This is a genomic window from Streptomyces sp. NPDC058240 (assembly GCF_042882135.1).
Lineage (GTDB): Bacteria > Actinomycetota > Actinomycetes > Streptomycetales > Streptomycetaceae > Streptomyces.
Map to the genome: position 1 here is coordinate 1 of NZ_JBHVWT010000013.1, position 21,667 is coordinate 21,667.

Here is a 21,667-nt window from a genome sequence, read left to right on the forward strand (position 1 = left end):
GGTGGTGCTGAGGGTGCGGGTGAGTTGGTGGCGTCGTTGTTGGGGTTGGGTGCGGTGTCGGTGGAGTTGGTGGCGTGTGATGTGGCGGATCGTGGTGCGTTGGAGGGGGTGTTGGCGGGGATTCCTGAGGAGTTTCCGTTGTGTGGGGTGGTGCATGCGGCGGGTGTGCTGGATGACGGTTTGGTGGGTTCGCTGACTGCGGAGCGGTTGGGTGCGGTGTTGCGGCCGAAGGTGTTGGGTGGGTGGAATTTGCATGAGTTGACGCGGGGTTTGGCGTTGGATGCGTTTGTGGTGTTTTCGTCTGCTGCTGGTGTGTTGGGGGTGCCGGGGCAGGGGAATTATGCGGCGGCGAATGCGTTTTTGGACGGTTTGGTGGAGTTTCGGGTGGCGGAGGGGTTGCCGGGTGCTTCGTTGGCGTGGGGTCTCTGGGGTGACACGGGTGTGGGGGGTATGGGTGGTGGGTTGTCGGAGGGCGATCGTTCGCGGATGGCGCGGGGCGGTGTGTTGCCGTTGTCGGTGGTGGACGGCTTGCGGTTGTTTGATGCGGGTGCGCGGGCGGACGCGGCGTTGGTACCGGTACGTCTTGATGTGGAGGCGCTGCGAGCACAGGGCACCGCACTCCCGTCCCTCTACCACCACCTGGTCCCCACGGTGCGACGTACCGCTGCCATCAGCGACGGCACCACCGCTGACACGCTGCACCATCAGCTGTCCGCACTCACCCCGGCCGAGCGGGAACGCGCGCTGCTCAATGTGGTGCGGGGACAGGTCGCCGACGTATTGGGTCATGCGACGCCCGCGGCCATCGCGCCGGACCGCGCCTTCAGTGACCTGGGTTTCGACTCGCTGACCTCGGTGGAACTGCGCAACGGGCTGAACGCGGCGACCGGCCTGCGCCTGCCGGCCACTCTCGTCTTCGACTACCCGACTGCCGGCGACCTCGCGGACCATCTCCACGATGAACTCCTCGGCACGCTCGACACCCCCGCTGTTGCGCCGGTGAGCCACGAGGGGCTCGTAACCGACGACCCGATCGTCATCGTGGGCATGTCCTGCCGCTATCCCGGCGGCATCGAGTCGCCCGAAGACCTGTGGAAACTGGTCTCCGAGGGCAATGACACCGTCTCCGAGTTCCCGCAGGACCGCGGCTGGGAGACCAGCGCGATCTTCGACCCGAACGGCGAGCGGCCGGACACCACGTACGTGAACAAGGGCGGCTTCCTGCACGACGCGGCCGACTTCGACGCCGCCTTCTTCCGGATCAGCCCGAACGAAGCACTGAGCACGGACCCGCAGCAGCGACTGCTGCTGGAGGCCTCCTGGGAGGCGTTCGAGCGGGCAGGCATCGACCCCGCGACCGTGAAGGGCAGCTCGACCGGCGTCTTCGCAGGCCTGATGTACCACGACTACCCGACCAGTCACAGCGCGGGCAGCATCGTCTCCGGCCGTATCGCTTACACCTTCGGCCTGGAAGGGCCGGCCGTGACTGTGGACACGGCGTGCTCGTCGTCCCTGGTGGCCCTGCACCTGGCGGGCCAGGCTCTACGCACCGGCGAATGCTCCCTCGCCCTGGTCGGCGGCGTGACGGTGATGTCCACACCCGCCACTTTCATCGAATTCAGCAGGCAGCGCGGCCTGGCGGGCGACGGTCGTTGCAAGTCTTTCGCCGAGGCGGCGGACGGCACCGGCTGGTCCGAGGGCGTCGGCGTGCTGGTGGTGGAGCGGCTTTCGGACGCGCGACGCAACGGTCACCAGGTGCTTGCGGTGGTACGCGGCAGCGCAGTGAACCAGGACGGCGCGAGCAACGGCTTGACGGCGCCGAACGGCCCGGCCCAACAGCGGGTGATCCGGGCGGCCTTGGCGAATGCCAGGCTGTCGGCGGACCAGATCGACGCGGTGGAGGCACACGGTACGGGCACGGTCCTGGGCGACCCGATCGAGGCCCAGGCGCTGCTGGCGACGTACGGACGTGACCGCGCCGCCGAGCACCCGCTGTGGCTCGGCTCCATCAAGTCGAACCTGGGACACACCCAAGCCGCCGCGGGTGTGGCCGGGATCATCAAGATGGTCATGGCGATGCGCAACGGCGTACTGCCCAAGACCCTGCACGTGGACGAGCCGTCGTCAAAGGTGGACTGGACGGCCGGCCGTGTGGAACTGCTGACGGAGTCCCGGCCCTGGGAGGCCGGGGAAGTGAGGCGCGCGGCCGTCTCGTCCTTCGGGATCAGCGGCACGAACGCGCACGTGATCATTGAGCAGGCCCCCGAGCCCGTCGGCTCCGGGTCCGCCTCCGGGCTGCGGCCGGCGAACGAGCTGGCCGGCCGTCCCGGGACCTTGGCGTGGCCGGTGTCCGCCACGAACGCGGCGGCGTTGCGCGCGCAGGCGGCGGGGCTGCTGGGCCTGGTGGGGCGCGAGGACGCTCCCGAGCCGGTGGATGTGGGCGTCGCACTGGCGACGACGCGGGCGCAGCTGGACCACCGTGCGGTGATTGCGGGTACCGGACGTGATGAACTGATCGCAGGTCTACGGGCATTGGCTGCTGGCGAGGGTGCGCCGGGTGTGGTCGAAGGGGCGGTGACCGAGGGTCTGCTGGCGTTCCTGTTCACGGGCCAGGGCGCGCAGCGGACCGGTATGGGCCGTGAACTCGCTGCGGCGTTCCCGGTGTTCGCGGCAGCCCTGGACGAGGTGTGCGGGCACCTGGACCCCCTGCTGGACCACCCCCTGAAGGATGTGCTCTTCGCTCAGGAGGGTTCGGACCTGGCGGTGCTGCTGGACCGGACGGAGTACGCCCAGCCCGCCCTGTTCGCTTTCGAGACGGCCCTGTTCCGCCTGGTGGAGTCGCTGGGTGTACGCCCCGATCTGCTGGCTGGGCACTCCATCGGCGAGATCGGCGCGGCGCACGCCGCCGGCGTGTTCTCCCTCGCCGACGCCTGCTCCCTGGTCGCCGCGCGCGGCCGGCTCATGCAGGCCCTGCCTGACGGCGGCATCATGGCCGCCGTCCAGGCCACCGAGGACGAGATCCTCACGCTCCTGGACCGCGCCGAGGACGCTGCGGTCGCGGCGGTCAACGGTCCCCGTGCGGTGGTCATTTCCGGCAGCAAGGACACCGTCGACTCGGTGGTGGAAGAACTGCGGGCACAGGGCCGAAAGACGTCCCGGCTGAAGGTGTCGCACGCCTTCCACTCCCCGCTGATGGACCCGATGCTGGAGGAGTTCAAGGCAGTGGTGACGGGACTCACCTACAGCGAGCCCCGTATCCCCGTCGTCTCGAACGTCACCGGCCGTACCGCCGCACCCGGTGAACTCACTTCCCCCGACTACTGGGTGTCCCACGTCCGCGATGCCGTCCGCTTCGCCGATGGCATCCAGGCTCTGGCGGCCGAGGGCGTCACCACCTTCCTGGAGATCGGCCCGGACGCGGTCCTGACCGCCATGGCCCCCGACGCCCTGCCCGACGACATCACAGTTGCATTCATCCCCCTCCTACGCCGCAACCGCCCCGAACAGGCCGAAACCCTCTCCGCGCTGGCCCACCTCTGGACCAGTGGCCACACCGTCCAGTGGGCGGGCCTGCACGCCTCAGGAACAGCTCAGCAGGTCGACCTTCCCACCTACCCCTTCCAGCGCCGGCGCTACTGGATCGACGGTTACTCCCCGTTCGGTGCGGCATCCGGCGCAGGCGATCACCCGCTGCTGGGAGCAGCCGCCGTGCTCGCCGAGCCGGACGGTCTGCTCTTCAGCGGCCGGCTCTCCACCCGGACCCAGCCATGGCTGGCCGACCACGCCATCGGTGACACCGTGCTCTTCCCCGGCACAGGCTTTGTCGAGATGGCGATCGGGGCCGGTGACCAGGTGGGCTGCGCGCTGCTGTCGGAGATGACCCTGGAGACTCCGCTGGTGCTCCCGGAGCACGGAGTGATCCACACCCAGCTCGTGGTCAACGCGCCTGACGACTCGGGCAGCCGCACGTTCAGCATCCACTCGCGCGGCGAGGAGGACGTGATGGGTGACGCGTCGTGGACGCGGCACGCCGCGGGTGTGCTCGGCACGGGGACACGCGGTCGCGCGGACGAGTCCGAATTCGCCGTGTGGCCTCCGGTGGGTGCGGTGCCGGTCTCGGTTGAGGGTGTGTACGAGCGATATGCGGAAGGGGGGTTGGTGTACGGCCCGGTGTTCCAGGGTCTGAGGGCTGCGTGGCGGCTGGGCGAGGATGTGTTTGCTGAGGTGGTGTTGCCGGAGGATGTGGGGGTTGAGGGGTTTGGTGTGCATCCGGCGGTGTTGGATGCGGCGTTGCATGCGGTGGGTCTGACGGGTGCGGGGGAGCGGGCTGGTCTGCCGTTCGCGTGGTCGGGTGTGGAGTTGTTCGCGACGGGTGCGTCGGCGCTGCGGGTGCGGGTGCGTCCGCTGAGCTCCGGTGCGGTGTCGCTTGAGGTGGCGGATGCCGCGGGTCGTGCGGTGGTCTCGGTGGAGCGGCTGGATGTCCGGCCGATCTCCGAGGAGCAACTGGCCCAGGCACGCACCGAGTTCCACGACTCCCTGTACCGGGTCGACTGGGCTCCGTCACCCTCGGCTCCCGCTTTGGCCGACAACGGCAAGTGGGTAGTGGTCGGTTCGAATGCCGTCGAGTGGTCGGAATCTCTCGCCACCGTGGTGGAGAGCAGCGCGGTGGTACCGGAGCTGCGCGACGCCGGCGACGCGAGCGTAGTCGTCCTGCCGGTCGTCGGAGACACCCGTACGGCCGAGGCTGGAGTGGATGTCGCGGCCGCGGTGCGCGAGCGTACGCATCGGACCCTCGCCGACCTTCAGACATGGCTGGCGGACGAGCGGTTCGCCGCGTCGACCCTGGTGGTGGTGACACAGGGCGCGGTCCCGACGGCGGCCGGCGACGTGAGTGATCTCGCGGGTGCCGCAGTGGGCGGTCTCGTACGGTCGGCGCAGATGGAGAATCCGGGCCGGATCGTACTGATCGACGTGGACGGCCACGATGCCTCTCTCGCCGCACTGCCTCGGGCCGTGCATACAGATGAGCCGCAACTCGCGCTGCGTGAGGGCGACGTGTACGTCCCGCGATTGGCGCGGGTGTCTGCCGCGGCCCGGCCCGCCGATGCCGATGTCCCGTCCGAGCGGAAGGTCTGGGATGCCGACGGCACGGTTCTGGTGACTGGTGCCACTGGCGCGCTGGGGGCCTTGGTCGTACGCCACCTGGTGGCCGAACACGGGGCCGGCCATGTACTGCTGGCCAGCCGCCGGGGTCCGGACGCACCCGGTGCCGCCGAGCTGGCCGCGCTGGGCGCCGGCGTGACACTTGCTGCCTGTGACGTCGCCGACCGCACCCAACTGGCCGCCCTGCTGGCGGCAGTTCCGGCCGACCACCCGCTGACCGGTGTCGTGCACGTCGCCGGCACGCTCGACGACGGAGTCATCGGCTCGCTGACTCCGGAACGCATGGACACCGTGCTCCGGCCCAAGACCGACGCGGCCTGGAACCTGCACGAGCTGACCCGCGACCTCGGCCTGTCCGCGTTTGTGCTCTTCTCCTCCATCGCCGGGGCGCTGGGCGTACCGGGGCAGGGCAACTACGCGGCAGCCAATGCCTTCCTGGATGCGCTGGCCCAGCACCGCCGGGCCCATGGCCTGGTGGCCAGCTCGCTGGCCTGGGGCATGTGGGCGGACGACGGCGGCATGGCCGGCACGCTGAGCGGCACCGATGCGCACCGCATGGCACGCGCGGGTGCCGGGGCACTCTCCGCCCAGCAGGGCCTGGCCCTGTTCGATACGGCTGTGCTCGACCAGGACCAGATCGGCAACCCGGCCGACGCGCTCCTCGTACCGGCTGTGTTGGACGTTCGCGCCATGGCGCAGAGCGGTGAGGGGGAACTTCCGCCGCTCTTCCGCGGCTTGGTGCGCGCGCCCGCACGGCGGATCGCGCACTCCCTTTCGCAGTCGCCCGCCGACTCGCAGAGCTTGCGCGCCCGGCTCGCGGACACGCCCGCACACGAGCGGAAGGATCTGCTGATCGAGGTGGTGCGCGCGCAAGCCGTGGCGGTACTCGGCCATGCCGAAACCGAAGCCGTGGACTCCGACCGGTCGTTCAGCGACCTGGGGTTCGACTCGCTCACCGCCGTGGAGTTCCGCAATCGCCTCAACGCGGCCACCGGCCTGCGTCTGCCGGCTGCGCTGATCTTCGACTACCCCAGTACTCAGGCGGTCGCGGGTCACCTGTGGGAGGAGTTCGCTCCGCAGACAGAGGACGACCCGAGCGCAACGGATACCGGGTCGGCGGAGAACCGTATCCGTACCGCGCTCGCCGCGATCCCGCTGTCCCGGCTGCGGGAGGCCGGCCTGATGGACAGCCTGCTGGAACTCGCCGGAATCGAAGCCGGACTCGCGGCGGAAGAGGCGGACGAAGCCGCAGACTCCATCGATGCCATGGACACCGAGGCCTTGATCAGCATGGCTCTCGCGGACTCTGGTTCCGCCCACGACGACCTGTCCGAAGACCCGGCCCACGACGCGGCCTACGAATCCGACAACGTGTACGACGAATTCGACGTCAACGACATGACGCGGGAGAAGTGACACCGCAATGACTGAGCCCAGTCGTCCCAGCCGGCCCACTCAGACTCCGCAACCCGATCGGCCCGACGCGAGGCTCGTCGACGCTCTGCGGACATCCGTCAAGGAGACCGAGCGTCTGCGCGAGCAGAACCGCAAGCTGACCGGCATGGCGCAGGAGCCGCTCGCCATCGTGGGCATGTCCTGCCGCTACCCGGGCGGTGTCCGGTCGCCGGAGGATCTGTGGCGGCTGGTCTCCGAAGAGGCTGATGCCATATCCGGGTTTCCCGAGGACCGGGGCTGGGACCTCGATGCCCTGTACGACCCCGACCCGGAGCACGACGGCACCTCGTACTCCCGTCACGGCGGGTTCCTCTACGACGCCGCCGACTTCGACCCGGCCTTCTTCGGCGTGGCACCGCGTGAGGCGCGTGCCATCGACCCGCAGCAGCGGCTGCTGCTGGAGGCTTCCTGGGAGGCGCTGGAGAACGCGCGGCTGGATCCGGGCACTCTCCGCGGCAGCCGCACGGGTGTGTTCGCCGGTGTGATGTACCACGACTACATCAACAGCTACGGAAGCGGCAGCGTTGTCTCGGGCCGTGTCTCCTACACCCTCGGTCTTGAGGGGCCGGCGATGACGGTGGACACGGCGTGCTCGTCGTCGCTGGTGGCCCTGCACCTGGCTGGCCAGGCGCTGCGCAACGGCGAATGTTCGCTCGCGCTGGCGGCAGGCGTCACGGTGATGTCGACACCTGGGACCTTCGTCGACTTCAGCCGGCAGCGCGGGCTTGCGGCCGATGGCCGTTGCAAGTCCTTCGCCGAGGCGGCCGACGGCACGGGGTTCTCCGAGGGCGTCGGCGTGCTCGTGGTGGAGCGACTCTCCGACGCGCGGCGCAACGGGCATCGGGTGCTCGCGGTGGTGCGGGGCAGTGCGGTCAACCAGGACGGCGCCAGCAACGGTCTCACCGCGCCCAACGGACCGGCCCAACAGCGGGTGATCCGGGCGGCGTTGGCGAATGCCAGGCTGTCGGCGGACCAGGTCGATGTGGTGGAGGCACACGGAACGGGCACGGTTCTGGGTGACCCGATCGAGGCGCAGGCACTGCTGGCCACCTACGGCAAGGGCCGGCCGGCCGAGAGCCCGCTGTGGCTGGGGTCGGTGAAGTCGAACCTGGGGCACACGCAGGCTGCGGCAGGTGTGGCCGGGATCATCAAGATGGTCATGGCGATGCGCAACGGCGTACTGCCCAAGACCCTGCACGTGGACGAGCCGTCGTCGAAGGTGGACTGGACGGCCGGCGGCGTGGAACTGCTGACGGAGTCCCGGCCGTGGGCAGCGGGCAGGCCCAAACGTGCGGCGGTGTCGTCGTTCGGGATCAGTGGTACGAACGCGCACGTGATCCTGGAACAGGCACCGGCACCGGCACCGGCCGAGACGGCCGGGCCGAAGCGCGGTGACACCACCGGGCCGGTGCTCTGGCCGGTGTCCGGCGCCAGCCCGGACGCGCTGCGCGCCCAGGCAGCCGGACTGCTCAACCTCCTGGAACGCACCGACGCACCCGCCCCGGCCGACATCGGGTACGCCCTGGCCGCCACCCGCGCACACCTGGAACACCGCGCCGTCATCACCGGCACCGACCCGGCAGAACTCAGCACCGGACTGCGCGCCCTGAGCCAGGACACCCCCGCCACCGAACTCGTCCGCGCAGTCGCCCGCACCAGCGGCAGGACCGCCTTCCTGTTCACCGGACAAGGTGCCCAACGCCCCGGTATGGGCCGTGAACTCGCCGCAGCGTTTCCGGTGTTCGCGGCAGCCCTGGACGAGGTGTGCGGACATCTGGACCCCCTGCTGGACCACCCCCTGAAAGACGTGCTCTTCGCTCAGGAGGGTTCGGACCTGGCGGTGCTGCTGGACCGGACGGAGTACGCCCAGCCCGCCCTGTTCGCTGTCGAGACGGCCCTGTTCCGCCTGGTGGAGTCGCTGGGTGTACGCCCCGATCTGCTGGCCGGGCACTCCATCGGCGAGATCAGCGCGGCGCACGCCGCCGGCGTGTTCTCCCTCGCCGACGCCTGCACCCTGGTCGCCGCGCGCGGCCGCCTCATGCAGGCCCTGCCCGACGGCGGCACCATGGCCGCCCTCCAGGCCACCGAAGACGATGTCCGCACCCACCTCAACGGCGTCGGCAACGCGGCGATCGCGGCGGTAAACGGCCCTCGCGCAGTGGTGGTCTCCGGCACGGCGGCCTCCGTCGACAAGGTCGTGGAAGCGGTACGCGCCCAGGGCGGCAAGACCTCGTACCTGAAGGTCTCGCACGCCTTCCACTCCCCGCTGATGGACCCGATGCTGGACGAGTTCCGCACGGTGGTGTCGGGCCTCGCCTACAGCGAGCCCCGTACCCCGGTCATCTCGAACGTCACCGGACGCACCGCCACGCCGGGTGAGCTCACGTCCCCCGACTACTGGGTGACCCACGTCCGCGAAGCCGTCCGCTTCAACGACGCCATACGCGCCGCAGTGGCACGTGGCGTAACGCGATTCGTGGAGCTGGGACCGGACGCGGTGCTGTCAGGGCTGGTACAGCCGTGCCTGGAGGCAGGCGAGGCCGAGCGGGTGACCGTGGTGCCCATGATGCGCAAGCGGCGTGACGAGGCCCGGGTGGTTCTGGCAGGACTGGGACTGCTGCACGTCGGCGGAGCCGCAGTGGACTGGCAGGCGCTGTACAAGGGCAGTGGCGCACGGGCAGTGGACCTGCCCACCTACGCCTTTCAACATCGCCGCTACTGGATCGACTCGCCCGCGCTCTTTGGTGGAGCTGTCACCGACGGGCTTGATTCTGCGGCCGGCCAGGAGCCCTCCGACGGCCTGGCGGCGGTCCGGCTGCTCGCACGCCTGGCCGAACTCCCCGCACCTGAACAAGAGAAGCTGCTGATCGAAGTGGTGGTGGGACACATGGCTGCGGTCCTGGGCCATGACTCTGCCGGTGAGGTCGATCCGGAGCGCGGCTTCCTGGAGGCCGGAGTCGACTCGCTCTCCGCGACAGAACTGCGGATGAGTCTGCAACGCGCCACCGGGCTGGAAGTCCCGGCCGCAGCGGTGTTCGATCTCGGCAACCCGGCCCGGCTCGCCTCGTACTTGCGTACCGAACTGGGCTCCGCCCCGTCAGCGCAGGCATCCGCTGCCGCTGCCCCCCGTGTCGCCGTTGCCGCCGCTGGCCCGTCGCGCATGCCGGAGATCCTCAGCGAGCTGTTCCGGGCCGCGGTGAAGGAGGGAAAGATGGCAGAAGGCACCGCACTGCTGAACGCAGTGGCCGAGCTGCGTCCCTCCTTCCGGACTGCCTCCCAACTGCATACCGTGAGCCCGCCGGTGAGGCTGGCCCGCGGCCCCCGCGGTCCGTCGCTGATCTGCTTTCCATCGCCGATGGCGCTCGCCGGAGCCCAACAGTACGCGCGGCTCGCCGCGAACTTCAGGGGTGTGCGCGATGTGCATGTGGTGACGCCGCCCGGATTCGTGGACGGGGAGCAGCTGCCGGACTCGGTGGACGCAGTCGTCGACCACTTCGCCGAGAGCGTACGGCGGCTGGCTGGTGAAGAACCGTTCGCACTGGTCGGCTACTCCTCCGGCGGCCAGCTCGCGCATGCCACGGCCAGCCGCCTGGAGAGCGAAGGGGTGATGCCTGCCGCGATCGTGCTGCTGGACACCTATCTTCCCACCGACAAGAGCGATGAGCAGGCTGCCGCGGACGGCTCGGCGAACGCGGACGACTCGTCCGACGGCCTCTGGGCACAGATGCTGGACGGGATGCTGGAGCGCGAGGATGCCTTCGGCATCTTCACCGCGGCCAGGCTGTCGGCCATGGGCCGGTACAGCTCACTCATCACCCAGTGTGGTCCGCAGTCAGTCGCGGCACCCGTCCTGTTCGTACGACCGACAGAATCATTCATGGGTCGAGCCGGGGAGCCCGGGGCGGCCGTGAGCGCCGATGGCGACGAGAGCTGGCGCTCCTCCTGGCCGGCCCCGCACACACTGCGTGAGATTCCGGGGAACCATTTCACCCTGCTGGAGGATTCGGCCCCCACCACGGCCGAATCCGTCGAGAAATGGCTTGGATCCCTCCTGGAAACCATCAGAATTGAACCTTCTGGAAACTGAAACTTCCGGAGATCTGACGTTCCCGCATCCGCTCGCGGGAACGGAATATTCCGCAAGCGGCCCCGGTGACGCCCACAGCGCACCGGGGCTTCGTGCTCCCCACCCGGCGTGAGTCAGCCAATCGTGGAATTGGGTGGCTTGAATTCAGCAATAATCACCCCTTAGGGGGTTGGTTAGGGGCTTTGTTGTGTCCAGCGAAATAGTTTACAGTGAATTTATCTCGATGTAAGCGTGCGCCTCCTCTCCTGGATCAAGGTATTTCCCCGTGTTGTGAAAGATTCATGTGCGGACCGGTTATTTTCCCAGAAGTAAGGATATTTGTAGTGCGTTCGGATGGTTCCCGTGCAGACCGGACATTACTGAGTCGGCCAGATGAAGTCGGCCGACTGTATTCGCATGGCGCCTCGTGCGTGGTACGCTCCGGCGCCTGACCACAGGACGCGATCTCAATTTGAGCGAGTTGTTAACAAACCAAGTTCCCCGTGGAAATCCACCCGGGCCTTGCGGGAGGCGACGAACCGCGCCTCGGGCACAGGGAGCGGGGGAGGTCGTATTCATGGCCGAAGATCCCCCCCCGTCGCGCTACAGCATTGTCGTTCTCAGCGCTCCTGCCGAGACCCAGAGCCGGTCGATGCTGCCGATAGCCCAGGAACTGAACCGCAGGGATCACCGGATCACCTACGTCACCACTCAGGAGTTCGCCGAGCGTGCCGCCATCACCGGCGTCGACGTCCTGGTCCACGAGTCCTGCCCCACCTACGGACTGCAGACCGACCTCTGGGGATGCAGCGGGCCGGCGGACCCCGTGTGTGTCGAAGCCACGCTCGACTGGGCGGAGGCGATCTATGCCGACTTCGCCGACGACGTGCCCGACCTGGTGCTGTACGAGGCTTCGACCCGGATTACCGCTCGATTGCTGACCTTTCGCTGGAACCGGCCGGCGGTGCAGATCTACCCGTCCTTCGCCAACGGCGACGTCCTGGTTCGTGACGACGCCGCCGTATCCGATTCCGGTATCGACGAGTGCGTCAGTGGCCTTCCCGCGGACATCCGGGAGCGGCTGTTCCGCTTTGTCTCCCCGGCGGAGCAAGCAGGTTTGTCGCCAAGCGACTTCTGTACGAGACCCGAGCCCCTGTCGATTGCTCTGCTGCCCAAGGAGTTTCAGGCAGACGGGCACCTCTTCGACAGTCGTGTGGCGTTCGTCGGTCCCTGCATACCGGAACGCCGGATGAATGAGCGCTGGCAGCTGCCCGCGACCGGCCTGCCCGTGGTGTGCCTCGCCCTCGACCCCGAACTCCTCGGTGCGGACGCGGATTTCCTCCGGAGCTGCGTGGATGCCCTCGCCGGACAGCCGCTGCACGTGGTGATCATGACGAACAGCAATTCGGAAGGTGTGCTTCAGGCGGCCGAGCAGTTGCCCAACGTCGAAGTGCATGAATGGGTTCCGCGTTCGGTGGTGCTGCGCTGCGCGTCGGCGTTCGTCTGCCACTCGGACCTGAACAGCGTAATGGAGTCTCTCTATTTCAATACGCCACTGGTCACAGTGCCCACGTGCGCCAGCGAACGTGCGGTGGCCGACCGGGTGGTGGAACTTGGACTCGGGGTGCAGATGCCGCCGGAGGCCGCCGGTCCGCAATCGCTCGTGGACGCGGTCGTCGTGCTCGTCGGCGACTTGGAGACGGGCCGCCAAGTACGTGCACTCCAACGCCAGGCACGCCGTGCGGGAGGCGCGCGGCGCGCGGCGGACGAGATCGAGCGTTACCTGGAATGGATCTACGAACCCTAGACCCGGACTTCGCGGGTCGTTGATTCGTATGGTCTGAACGATCGGGGTGTCCTCGGGCCGGGGTGTGGCGTTGGGTGGGGTGTGCCGAAGACTTCCCGGTCCCCGCGGCCACGGTCTCAGCGTCAGCGTTTTGAAGTAGCGGTGACGTCCGTGGTGGAGAAACGTCTGGGCGCTCTGCCTGTCGTTTCCGAGTTCACTCGTCGGCTGGATCTGGCCGGGATCACCGATGAGGTGTGCCCTGGTGGCGTCAGCGCGCTTGTGACGCACGGGCAGGTCATCGAGGCGCTGGTGGCCAACCGGCCGACCGGGCCTGCACCGTTGGTGCGGGTCGGGGACTGGGCTCGCACGTGGGCGGTGGAGGAAGTCTTCGGGATCGAGCCGGGATGATGGTCGCCGACTCCAAACTGGTGTCGTACTCCTACGTCGCCGCCCTGCTGAGGGCCGGGGTTCAGTTCATCGCTCCGTCCCCGGCCGCGCAGGTCAAGGACGAGGTCTATGCCGCCCTCGACCTCACCCGGGCCACGACCGTGGACTGGGTACCGGGCAGTGACGCGGGCAAGGCAGCCGTGCGGCGTGAGAGCTACCGGGTGCTGGAGGACACCCATACCCTGAAGGGGGCGAGGAAGAGCGATCCCGAGCTCACCGTGCGGCGGATCCTGTTCCACTCCACCGCGAACGCCGCCGGCCAGTAGGCCCCTCGGGGCAAGCGCCTGACCAAGGCGGCTGAGGACCTCGGCAAGCTCGCCGGGGCGGCCGGCGGACGGCATTACAGGAGTGCCGAGAAGATCGTCGGGCGCCTCGGTGTGATCGCGGCGAAGCGCCGTTCCGCGTCCTGCCTGCGCTTTCACGTCAGCGAGGACGAGCACGGCGTCCCCGCTCTGGACCGGCACTTTGACGAGGATGTCCTCAATGCCGAGGCCGCGGGCGACGGCTGGTACGCGCTGCTGACCTCGCTGCCCGCCGAGGAAGCAGATCCGGGCCAGATCCCGGTCCACTACAAGGGCCAGGGAGCGGTCGAGCGCCGCTACCACGACTTCAAGGGACCGCTCGCCATCGCCCCGGTCTTCGTGCAGCACAACCGTCGCGTAGCCGCTCTCATACAGGTCATCTGCCTGGCCCTGCTTGTGTTCTGCCTGATCGAGCGGCAGGTCAGACGGGCCTGGGCCCCGAGCAGACCATGACCGTCCTCTACCCCGACAACCGTCGGGTGCGCCCGACCGGCCGTGTGATCCTCTACCACCCCGGCGAACTCACCCTCCGGATCGGCCATATCACCAACCCGCCGACCGTCCAGATCACCCGCGGCGTCCAACTCCACCTCCTCGACCTCCTCGACACCGACATCGGACAAACCCACTGGCCACAGACCTGAAACGGTGACCCGCGAAGTCCGGACCCAGAGGCGGCAGGAGCACCGCTCCCTGCCCCCGAGAGGCCGCTCAGGCGGACTCGGCCTCTGTCGAAACGATATTGAGCCTCGCGGCCAGATCGCTTCTCCGGCTGACGTCCAGCTTGCGGTAGACCCTCGTGAGGTGTTGTTCGACGGTACTGATCGTGATGTAGAACTTCCGCCCGATCGCCCGGTTGGTCGCCCCCATCGCGGCCATCTCGGCGACGCGTCGCTCCGCGTCGGTCAGTGCTTCGACGCCGGTCGGCTTCTGCTCTGCGTGCCGTCCACCGTTGTGACGCCCGTCAGCGTGTCGCTCCGCCGGTACGGTCGGCGGGTGCGAGGGCCGCGCTACCGGCAGCGGCTGCTCCCACTCCGTCCACACCTGGCACGACTTCATCATCCCGGCCGCCCTTTCCGCCATCCCCCTGGCCCGGTCCGGATCGCCCAACTGCCGGTACGTGTCGCTGAGATCGGCCAGTGCGCGGGCGAGTTCGAAGCGTCCGGTGTCCGGTTGCAGCAGCCGTACGGCCTGCTGGAGGAGTGCCGGCCGGTCCTCCAGATCGCTGGCCGCGGCCAGCAGCCGGAGCGATGCCCCCCGGGTGCGCGGCTGGTGCATTCCAGGACGGGTCAGCTGCTCCTCCATGAGCATTTTGGCCTGGCTCTTCTGTCCGAGGGCCAGCGCGGTTTCGGCGGCGCCGGTGCGCCAGGAGATCAAGGACGGCAGGTCGAGTCCCCAGGCCTGCATCAGACGACCACAGCTCTCAAAGTCGGCGAGCGCCGCCACGGGCCGGTTCGTCGAGAGATGGAAGTGCCCGCGCGCGTTGAGGTAATGGAGTCCGTACCGGGCGTCGAAGAGGGTGTCCGGCACCGGCAGTCCGACGTACTTCACCGCCTTGTCGTACTGCCCCATCATGGTCGTGGCGAGGATCAGGGTCGCCAGCGGGCCGCCTATGGCGACGCCCCAGGAGGCGATGGGGAGTTGGGCGAGCGCGGCCTCGCCGTGCTGCACGGCGGTGGCCATGTCGCCCTGGCGGAAGGCCGCGTCAGCGCGTACCGCCGCGAACACTGCCTGCCAGGTTGGCGAGCCCTGGTCCGCCGCCTCCTTCAGCAGTTCGTCGCACCAGGAAGCGGCCTTTTCCGGGTGGTCGGCGCAGATCAGCGTGAGCAAAGCGGCGTGCAAGGACTCAAGCGTGGCGACACCCAGGCCGACGCTGTGGAGGACCCCCTCTGCGCTGGTCACGGCCTCGTCATCCGCGCCCTGGGCGAGCAGACGGCACAGCACGGTGATCGCCTGGCGTCCGAAGGAGCGTACCGGACCCGGACCTGTCTCCGGTTCGGCCCCGGTCGGCGACCCGAAGGCTCCGTAGGAAGTGTAGGAAGCAGCGGAATCCGGGGAGTTGAACGCAGCGGAGGACACAGCAGAGCCGGGCGAACCGGGCGAGCCTGAGGGGACGGCCACCAGCGAAGGATGCGAGTACGTCATCCAGCCGTTGAAGGCGGCGAGCTCCTCCGACGGGGCGCGACGGGTCCCGGAGTCGCGTGCCTCCCAGAGGGTGAGCGTCTCGCGTGCCTCGCTGTACCGGCCGTGCCACAGGAGGTTGCGCACCAGCAGGCCCGTGTCCTGGCTGGTTAAGTGCCCGTCACGCAGGGCCTCTTTTAATCGCATCGCGTGGCGCATGGCCTTCACTGGGCACTTCTGCCAGTCGATGCGCATGCGGTCCGCGGTGAGCGCCGTCAGCTGCCGGCTGTCGGCGCAGTAGGTCAGGGCCAGTTCGAGGTATTCGCAGGCCATGCCGGTTCTGGCCGCGGCGAGTTCGGAATGCGCCGCGTCCCTCAGAACATTGATCATCCACTCTTCGGGAGCCTTGCCCGCCGCGACGAGCTGTTCTGCCACCACAACCGGTGACACGCCTTCGTTCTGGAGGGCGGCCGCGACCCGCAGGTGCAATTCGTGCCGGCCTTCGGGCGCCACCTGTTCCAGGATGGCCGTATGCGCGGCGGGATGCCGGAAGTTCTCCGAGTTCAGCAGGCCGGTGGCGGTGAGTGAGGCGATTGCATGCTCCACCGTGGCCGTGTCCAGGCCGAGGATGTGGCCGATCGACACGGACGATATGATCTTGCCCACCGCGGCCACCGCCCGCGCGACTTCGAGGACCGCCGGCTCCGCCAGGTACAGGCAGCCCATCAGCGCATTGCGGAAAGCCTCCTGGGGGACGGCGGGTTCGCTCTCGTGGCTGCCGGCGTTGGGCCGGTGGACCGCCTCGTAGTCGTCCAGCAGTGCGGACAGGAACAGCGGGCTTCCGCCCGAGGCCTCCTGGTAGGCCTCGGTGAGCTCCAGCGCCTTGGCCTGGCCGAGTCTGGTTCCAATCATGGTGTGCGCACCGGAACGGGACAGCATCTTCAGCCGTATCTTGCGGCAGTTCGGCTGCCGGAACAGCTCGGCGTGGAAGACCGGGTGGGGCGAACGGACCGTCGACTGTTCGGCGAGCAGCAGCAGCGTCCGCGAGGCCTTCATGCGGCGTTGCAGGAACAACAGCATCTGGAGGGAGGGCGCGTCGGCGTACTGCAGATCGTCGATGCTCACCACCACGGGTCCGCGCTCGCCCAGCTCCAGCAGCAACGACCGGAGGCCATGGGCCACTGCGATGCTCGGCTGGTTCATCAGGACGGGGTCGGAGCCCGTTCTGCGGCTGGTGGCGAGCCCTTCCGGCAGCAGTTCGTTCACCCGGTCGCGGAGCTCAGGGGGGAGCGCCTCACTTCTGAAGAGCTGATCCATCACGCCCAGCGGCAGCTCGCATTCGGCGCGGGACGCTACGGCATTCAACAAGATGGCGTTAGAGTTTTCCGCTTGTTTACAGAATGTTTGTAGCAATTGCGTTTTCCCGCTGCCGGTCGGCCCGCTGACCAGTGCGATACTGCCCCGCCCCGCTCCCGCATTGGCGAGTAGGGCGTTCAGCGCACTCAACTCGCTGTCTCTGTCGATGAGTTGAGTCATCTGCTGAGCTTCCATCCTGCCCCCTGTGCGCGATCACATCTCCCAGGGCTGCAAACATAGCAAGTGGATTCGAACGAATGGAGTTCATCTTGATCAAATAAAAACGGAAAAGTGAATTTCGCTGGTAAGCAGCGTGCTCGGCGTCGTCTGCTGTTCGTCCGCCGGTGCGGGGAAGTGGCTGAAAATGTAGGTACGAGGGCGACGTGGGATTCGCTGCGGCCCCGGGCCCCGGGCGGTCTCTTCCGGGGACGGGGTGCGGGTATCGGGCCGCAGTCACCGTGTGACACGCCGTAGATGGTTCACTTTTCGGACGCGGTGCCGTCAGCACCGCCCGGACTCGTACAAGGAGCTGGTCGAGTTCCTTCTCCTCGCGCGCCTTGCGGCGGCCCCCAGCCGTTCGCTTCGCTGGCTCGACGAGGTGCTGGCGGTATCCGCCGTCGCCCCAGACCTTGCGGAAGCTGAGGGTAGGGCGCGACCGGGACGAGACAGTCGAGTGGGTGCCCAGCCGGATCAGGCGGGCACCCACTCCTGGCTCAGTACGTGAGCCGCACTGTCAGCTTGTCTCCCTTCCGCACCTTGATCGGCGCCGGGAACTCGACGGTCGCCGTGGTGCCGGATACGCGGACTTCGGCGCCGTCCACGTGGACCGTGCCCGCCCCCTTGGGGATTTCGAGCCTCAGTGTGTGCACGGTCAGCGAGCCGTGGTGGACGCGCAGGGTGTCGGTCTGACCTGCCCCCTTCGCGCGTTTCTGCGTGAAGGTTCCCCAGGCCTCACCCGTGCTGAAGAAGGACCGGTGGTCGGATGGCTTCCAGGTGGGCGCGAAGGTGATCGTGTCGTGCGGCCCGTTGTAGGAGAAGCCCTGCATTGCGGTGAGTAGCGACCATGAAGAGAGGGTGCGGGCGTAGTACTTGCCGCACTCGTCGTCGCCGAAGGGGCTGCCCGTGCCGTCGCCGGTGGAGCAGGTGCTCATTGAGACGTACGGGCCCTTGCGGGCGCGCCCGTCGTAGCGGTCGGAGATCGCCTTGACGACTTTCAGGCCCGCCTCTGTCTGCCCGCGCTGTAGCATGAGTCCGGCCGCCGAGTACTCGAAGCCTGACATCAACTCGTCGTAGTAGAGTGGGGTGTTGGAGGGCTGGTCGTTGTGCGGCCAGACGATCATCTGCAGGCCGCCGTCGGTTTCGAGGGCGTACTGCCTGAACTGGTGGCTGTAGTTGTAGCCGGAGTACGGGGCGTCGCCCAGCAGATTGTCCCGGTAGTTGTTCTTGAACAGTTCACCGGCCGCCTTGTCCATGTGGGCGCTGTCGTAGATGTCGCCGAGGCCGAGCTGCGTGGACCACCACTGGCCGAGCAGCATGTCGATCTCGGAGCCGTTGCCGTACGAGGCGCCGGTGTCGGAGTTGATCTCGGTGTAGTAGTCGCCGTTGAAATAGGCATTCTCGCCCGCTATACGCCCCTTGTCGTAGAGGGAGCCGTACAGTTCGGCCGTGGCGGTGTCGCCCTCGGCCTCGGCCATCTTTTGCGCGGCGTGCACCGATGCGAGGTACATCGAGCCGAGCCAGGAGCCGTTGCCGGTTTCGCCGCCGTCGAGGGTGGTGTTGAAGGTTCCGGTCAGGACGCCGTCGTGGTCGGCGTCGCCGTGCGCGACGACGTAGTCCATCGCCTTCTTCACCTTTGGCCAACTGCCGTCCAGCCAAGCCTTGTTCGTGGTCTGGTACGTGCGATACGCGGACAGGATCACGCCTGTCTGGCCGTCCATGGTGAAGGTGCTGTCGCCGTTGAAGCGCATCGGGATCTTGCCGGTGCTGTCGGCGTTGTCGAGCCACTGCTGCGTCCAGCGCTGCCCGACCTCCGGCCACAGCCAGGCCTGTGTCTGGGCGTAGTGGAAGACGTGCGTGGGCATGCCGGGGCAGCATCCCCAGCCTTCGCGGCCTCCGAAGAAGCCGTTCTTCGCCCACCACACGGACGGCGAGTGGAGGACGGCAGTGGCTGCCGAGACGCGGTCGATGAGGTAGCGCGGCAGGTTCGAGTCGTAGAGGGCGTCGTGGTAGGCGGTGGTGTCGCCGAGCAGACGGTCGTAGTTCTTCGTCACGTACGCCGCTACGTCGTCGGCGGAGCTCCACCAGTTCTCGTACTGACGGCCGTCACCGCCGTTGTAGTTCTTGGCGCTTGGGAAGTGCCAGCTGAGGGTGACGGGGACGGTCCTCTTCTCGCCTGGTTTCAGAGTGACAGGGACGGCGAGTGCGCCGTCGACGGTCGTGTGGTCGGCGGGGCTCGCGGCGTCCTGCGAGCCTCTGAGTCTACCGTCGTCCGATACGTCATCCGCGAGCGAACTCAGTGAATTCCAAGCGGCGGTGGCGGACACGTCCTTGCCGAACGCGGTGAGGTTCATGGTGCCCGAGCCGTCCTTGCCGGACATGCTGAGCGAGGTGGTGCCGTCGCCGGCGATGACGCGGGTGCGGTTGGCGCCGTAGCCGTCGACGACACGGTTGTCCTCTCCGCCGATGGACTTGTACCCGTCGTAGCCGACGGCGTTCTGCTGCGAGGCGATCAGTGAGACTCTGACCGTCTTGTCGGTCGGGTTCTTCAGGGTGAAGCGGTAGATCGCGGTCGGGATCGCCGAGTTTTTGGTGTCGCCGGGCGTCATCGGGTTGACGACGTCCTCCGACACCTGCACCGGCAACTCGTCGTCCTTGAAGTCGTAGCCGAGCTCAGGGTATTCGCCTTGCTGGGTGAGTGACTTCATAGCGGGGAAGGCCGAGTCGCCGACTGGTGTGGTCTGCAGGCTCCGTACGACGGGCTTGGCGCCCTCGGCCTCGGCACGTACGCCGAAAAAACTGTTGGGGACCTTGCCCTGCGTATACGCGTCGTCGGTGTTGTGCCAGCCGTTGGAGTTCAGCTGCCCGAGGTTGTTGAAGATCCACCAGGTGGGGCGGGCACCGGTGCCGTCGTGGACGATTCCGGCGGAGCCGAGCGGACCGACCGCGAACCGGGTATCGGTGAGGTGGTCGCCGCTGTAGGTGGCCTTCTCACCAGGTGCGTACAGGTTTGCGTACGGGCGGGCGAGGGTGGTGACCGGCTCGGACTCGGCCCCAGTCCGGTCGAGAGCCGCTATTCGGTAGAAGTAGGTGTGGGAGGCGTCGGTTGAAGCGTCTTTGTACGTGACTTGGTTGGCAGTCGCAATCCTTGCGTACGGGCCGTCTTGCGTAGCGGCCCGATAGACCGCGTAGCCGCTGACGTCCGGATCGGGCGCCGCCTTCCAGCTCAGCGAGACCGCCCCACCTGCCGCGTTGCGCGTGGCACGGGGCACGGTGGGGGCGGGCGGTACATTGGCGCGCACATCGTCGACCGTGATGTGGCCCCAGCCGCCTGTGGACTTGTCTACGACCTTCAGGACGACGTCCTTGCCGACGAGCGACGAGCCGTCGAGGGTGCGGTAGGCCATGACCTCGGCGTTGTTGCCGCTCGTCCGGGCGACCTCGGCACCGCAGCCGTCCGGGGCTGAGACGTCGTATGCGCACAGCGCCACGTATGTGTTCGCGCCCGAGCCGCCACCGACGAGCATCGAGACTGTGGGGCGAGTGAGCGTGAACTTGGCGGAGACGACCGTGCCGGTGTAGCCGTCATTCGGCTTCTGCGCAGGCGTCTCCAGAGTTGACAGGAACCACTTGCCCTCCTTGAGGTAGGGGCGGTCCGCGTTGTGGAACTGGGCTCTGTCCGTGATGAGTTGGCCGAAGGAGCCACTCGTGACCTGCCAACCGGAGGGCAGGGAGCCGCCCTCGAAGCCTTCCGTGAAGGCGGGCGACTCGCTGGCCCCGGCGGGGGCGGAGCCAGCGGCGAGCCCCGTTACCAGTAGTCCGGACAGAGCGGTCAGTGCAGCGGTGAGAGTACGACTGCGCAAGGCCATCAGCTGCCCATCCGCTTGCGCAGGTCGGCCTCGCGGTCTGCGTCCCAGTACTTGGCGTCCAGCTCGAAGAAGACCGAGGTGTACGGGAGGGTGAGGTCGGTTTTGAGGACGATGACGCTGAACTCCTTGCCCGCGTCGTCGAGTTTGCCGATCAAGTCTTCGTGCAGCAGTCTCTCGGTGTTCTGTCCCGCCAGCGCCGTGTCGAGGTCCTTGCGGTACCGGCTGATGCCGGGCGCAGAGTTCTCCGGTACGTAGTTCAGCTCCTTGTCGAGCTGTACGTGCGCTTTGACATGCTGTTGCTTGCCGAGCAGGTCGACGACGTCCTTGACGACGTCGACCTGGTGCGCGCCAGTGACGATCGTCTTCACGCCGGGGCTGGTCTGCTGGGGGTACGCGGAGTCGGCGACGACGATCCAGTTTCGGTGACCGAGGGAGGGCAGGGCGGCCTTCAGTTTGTGCTGCCAATCGGTGGAACCGGCGACATGTCCGGGTTTGCTGTCGCGGGCATGGCCGGCGTGGGCCTGGGTCGTGCCCTGAGGGGCGAAGGCGAGCGCGCCGACGGCGAGTACCGCCAGCACGGCGGCTGGGGCGATGACAGCGGGGCGGAGTGTGTTGCGCACGTGCGGGTACCTCCGATGAATTGATGAAGCATGGGTATTCCTGTGGGCATCTCCGCAGCTCGGGCGGGAGATACATCGGATCAATTCACCGATGGAACCTAGGAGTTGAGCGTGGCCGGGTCCATGGACTTCCGTGCGCGGTCGCTTGGACTTTCTGGCCGGCCCTCGCTTTTCCGGCGCCTCGGCCGCCGGGCTGCAGCAGCGACGGTCTGCCGTGCTGATGTCCAGGCTGGGTTCCGTCACCGGTGCGGGTGATGCCTGTACCG

9 protein-coding genes and 1 pseudogene are annotated in these 21,667 nt (G+C 67.8%); 7 read left to right on the forward strand and 3 right to left on the reverse strand.

All coding sequences use genetic code 11. The features are described from left to right. The 7 genes and pseudogenes from ACFVX4_RS21400 to ACFVX4_RS21430 form a co-directional block, all read left to right on the forward strand. On the forward strand, nucleotides 1-6,579 hold a 6,579-nt coding region (locus ACFVX4_RS21400; protein ID WP_389979608.1), incomplete at its 5' end, for a type I polyketide synthase. 85 nt (nucleotides 6,580-6,664) lie between these two features. Next, a pseudogene (locus ACFVX4_RS21405) lies at nucleotides 6,665-10,705 on the forward strand (type I polyketide synthase); the annotation flags it as partial. Between the two features lie 556 nt (nucleotides 10,706-11,261). Then, nucleotides 11,262-12,491 (forward strand): nucleotide disphospho-sugar-binding domain-containing protein, encoded by a 1,230-nt coding sequence (locus ACFVX4_RS21410; RefSeq protein ID WP_389979611.1) that lies wholly within the window; start codon nucleotides 11,262-11,264, stop codon nucleotides 12,489-12,491. A gap of 150 nt (nucleotides 12,492-12,641) precedes the next feature. After that, nucleotides 12,642-12,878 (forward strand): DUF4277 domain-containing protein, encoded by a 237-nt coding sequence (locus tag ACFVX4_RS21415; protein ID WP_389979614.1) that lies wholly within the window; start codon nucleotides 12,642-12,644, stop codon nucleotides 12,876-12,878. Further along, nucleotides 12,875-13,183 carry a hypothetical protein gene (locus ACFVX4_RS21420; protein WP_389979617.1) on the forward strand — a complete coding sequence of 103 codons (309 nt, stop codon included), beginning with the start codon at nucleotides 12,875-12,877 and terminating at the stop codon, nucleotides 13,181-13,183. Before ACFVX4_RS21415 ends, ACFVX4_RS21420 begins: the two co-directional genes overlap by 4 nt. Nucleotides 13,184-13,294: 111 nt before the next feature. After that, nucleotides 13,295-13,672: a hypothetical protein gene (locus ACFVX4_RS21425; protein WP_389979620.1), complete on the forward strand. Its 378-nt coding sequence runs from the start codon at nucleotides 13,295-13,297 to the stop codon at nucleotides 13,670-13,672. Then, nucleotides 13,669-13,863 (forward strand): hypothetical protein, encoded by a 195-nt coding sequence (locus ACFVX4_RS21430; RefSeq protein WP_389979623.1) that lies wholly within the window; start codon nucleotides 13,669-13,671, stop codon nucleotides 13,861-13,863. The genes ACFVX4_RS21425 and ACFVX4_RS21430 overlap by 4 nt, the downstream gene beginning before the upstream one ends. Nucleotides 13,864-13,930: 67 nt before the next feature. Here the strand turns inward: ACFVX4_RS21430 and ACFVX4_RS21435 are convergent, their stop codons facing one another. From ACFVX4_RS21435 to ACFVX4_RS21445, 3 genes are all read right to left on the reverse strand, one after another. Continuing rightward, a complete protein-coding gene (locus ACFVX4_RS21435) occupies nucleotides 13,931-16,876 on the reverse strand; it encodes an AAA family ATPase (protein ID WP_389979626.1) in 2,946 nt (981 codons plus the stop codon). A gap of 533 nt (nucleotides 16,877-17,409) precedes the next feature. Continuing rightward, nucleotides 17,410-20,781 carry a GH116 family glycosyl-hydrolase gene (locus ACFVX4_RS21440; protein WP_389979629.1) on the reverse strand — a complete coding sequence of 1,124 codons (3,372 nt, stop codon included), beginning with the start codon at nucleotides 20,779-20,781 and terminating at the stop codon, nucleotides 17,410-17,412. Further along, on the reverse strand, nucleotides 20,781-21,401 hold the full coding sequence (locus ACFVX4_RS21445) for an RbsD/FucU domain-containing protein (RefSeq protein ID WP_389979632.1): 621 nt from the start codon (nucleotides 21,399-21,401) through the stop codon (nucleotides 20,781-20,783). The genes ACFVX4_RS21440 and ACFVX4_RS21445 overlap by 1 nt, the downstream gene beginning before the upstream one ends. Nucleotides 21,402-21,667: the final 266 nt, after the last annotated feature.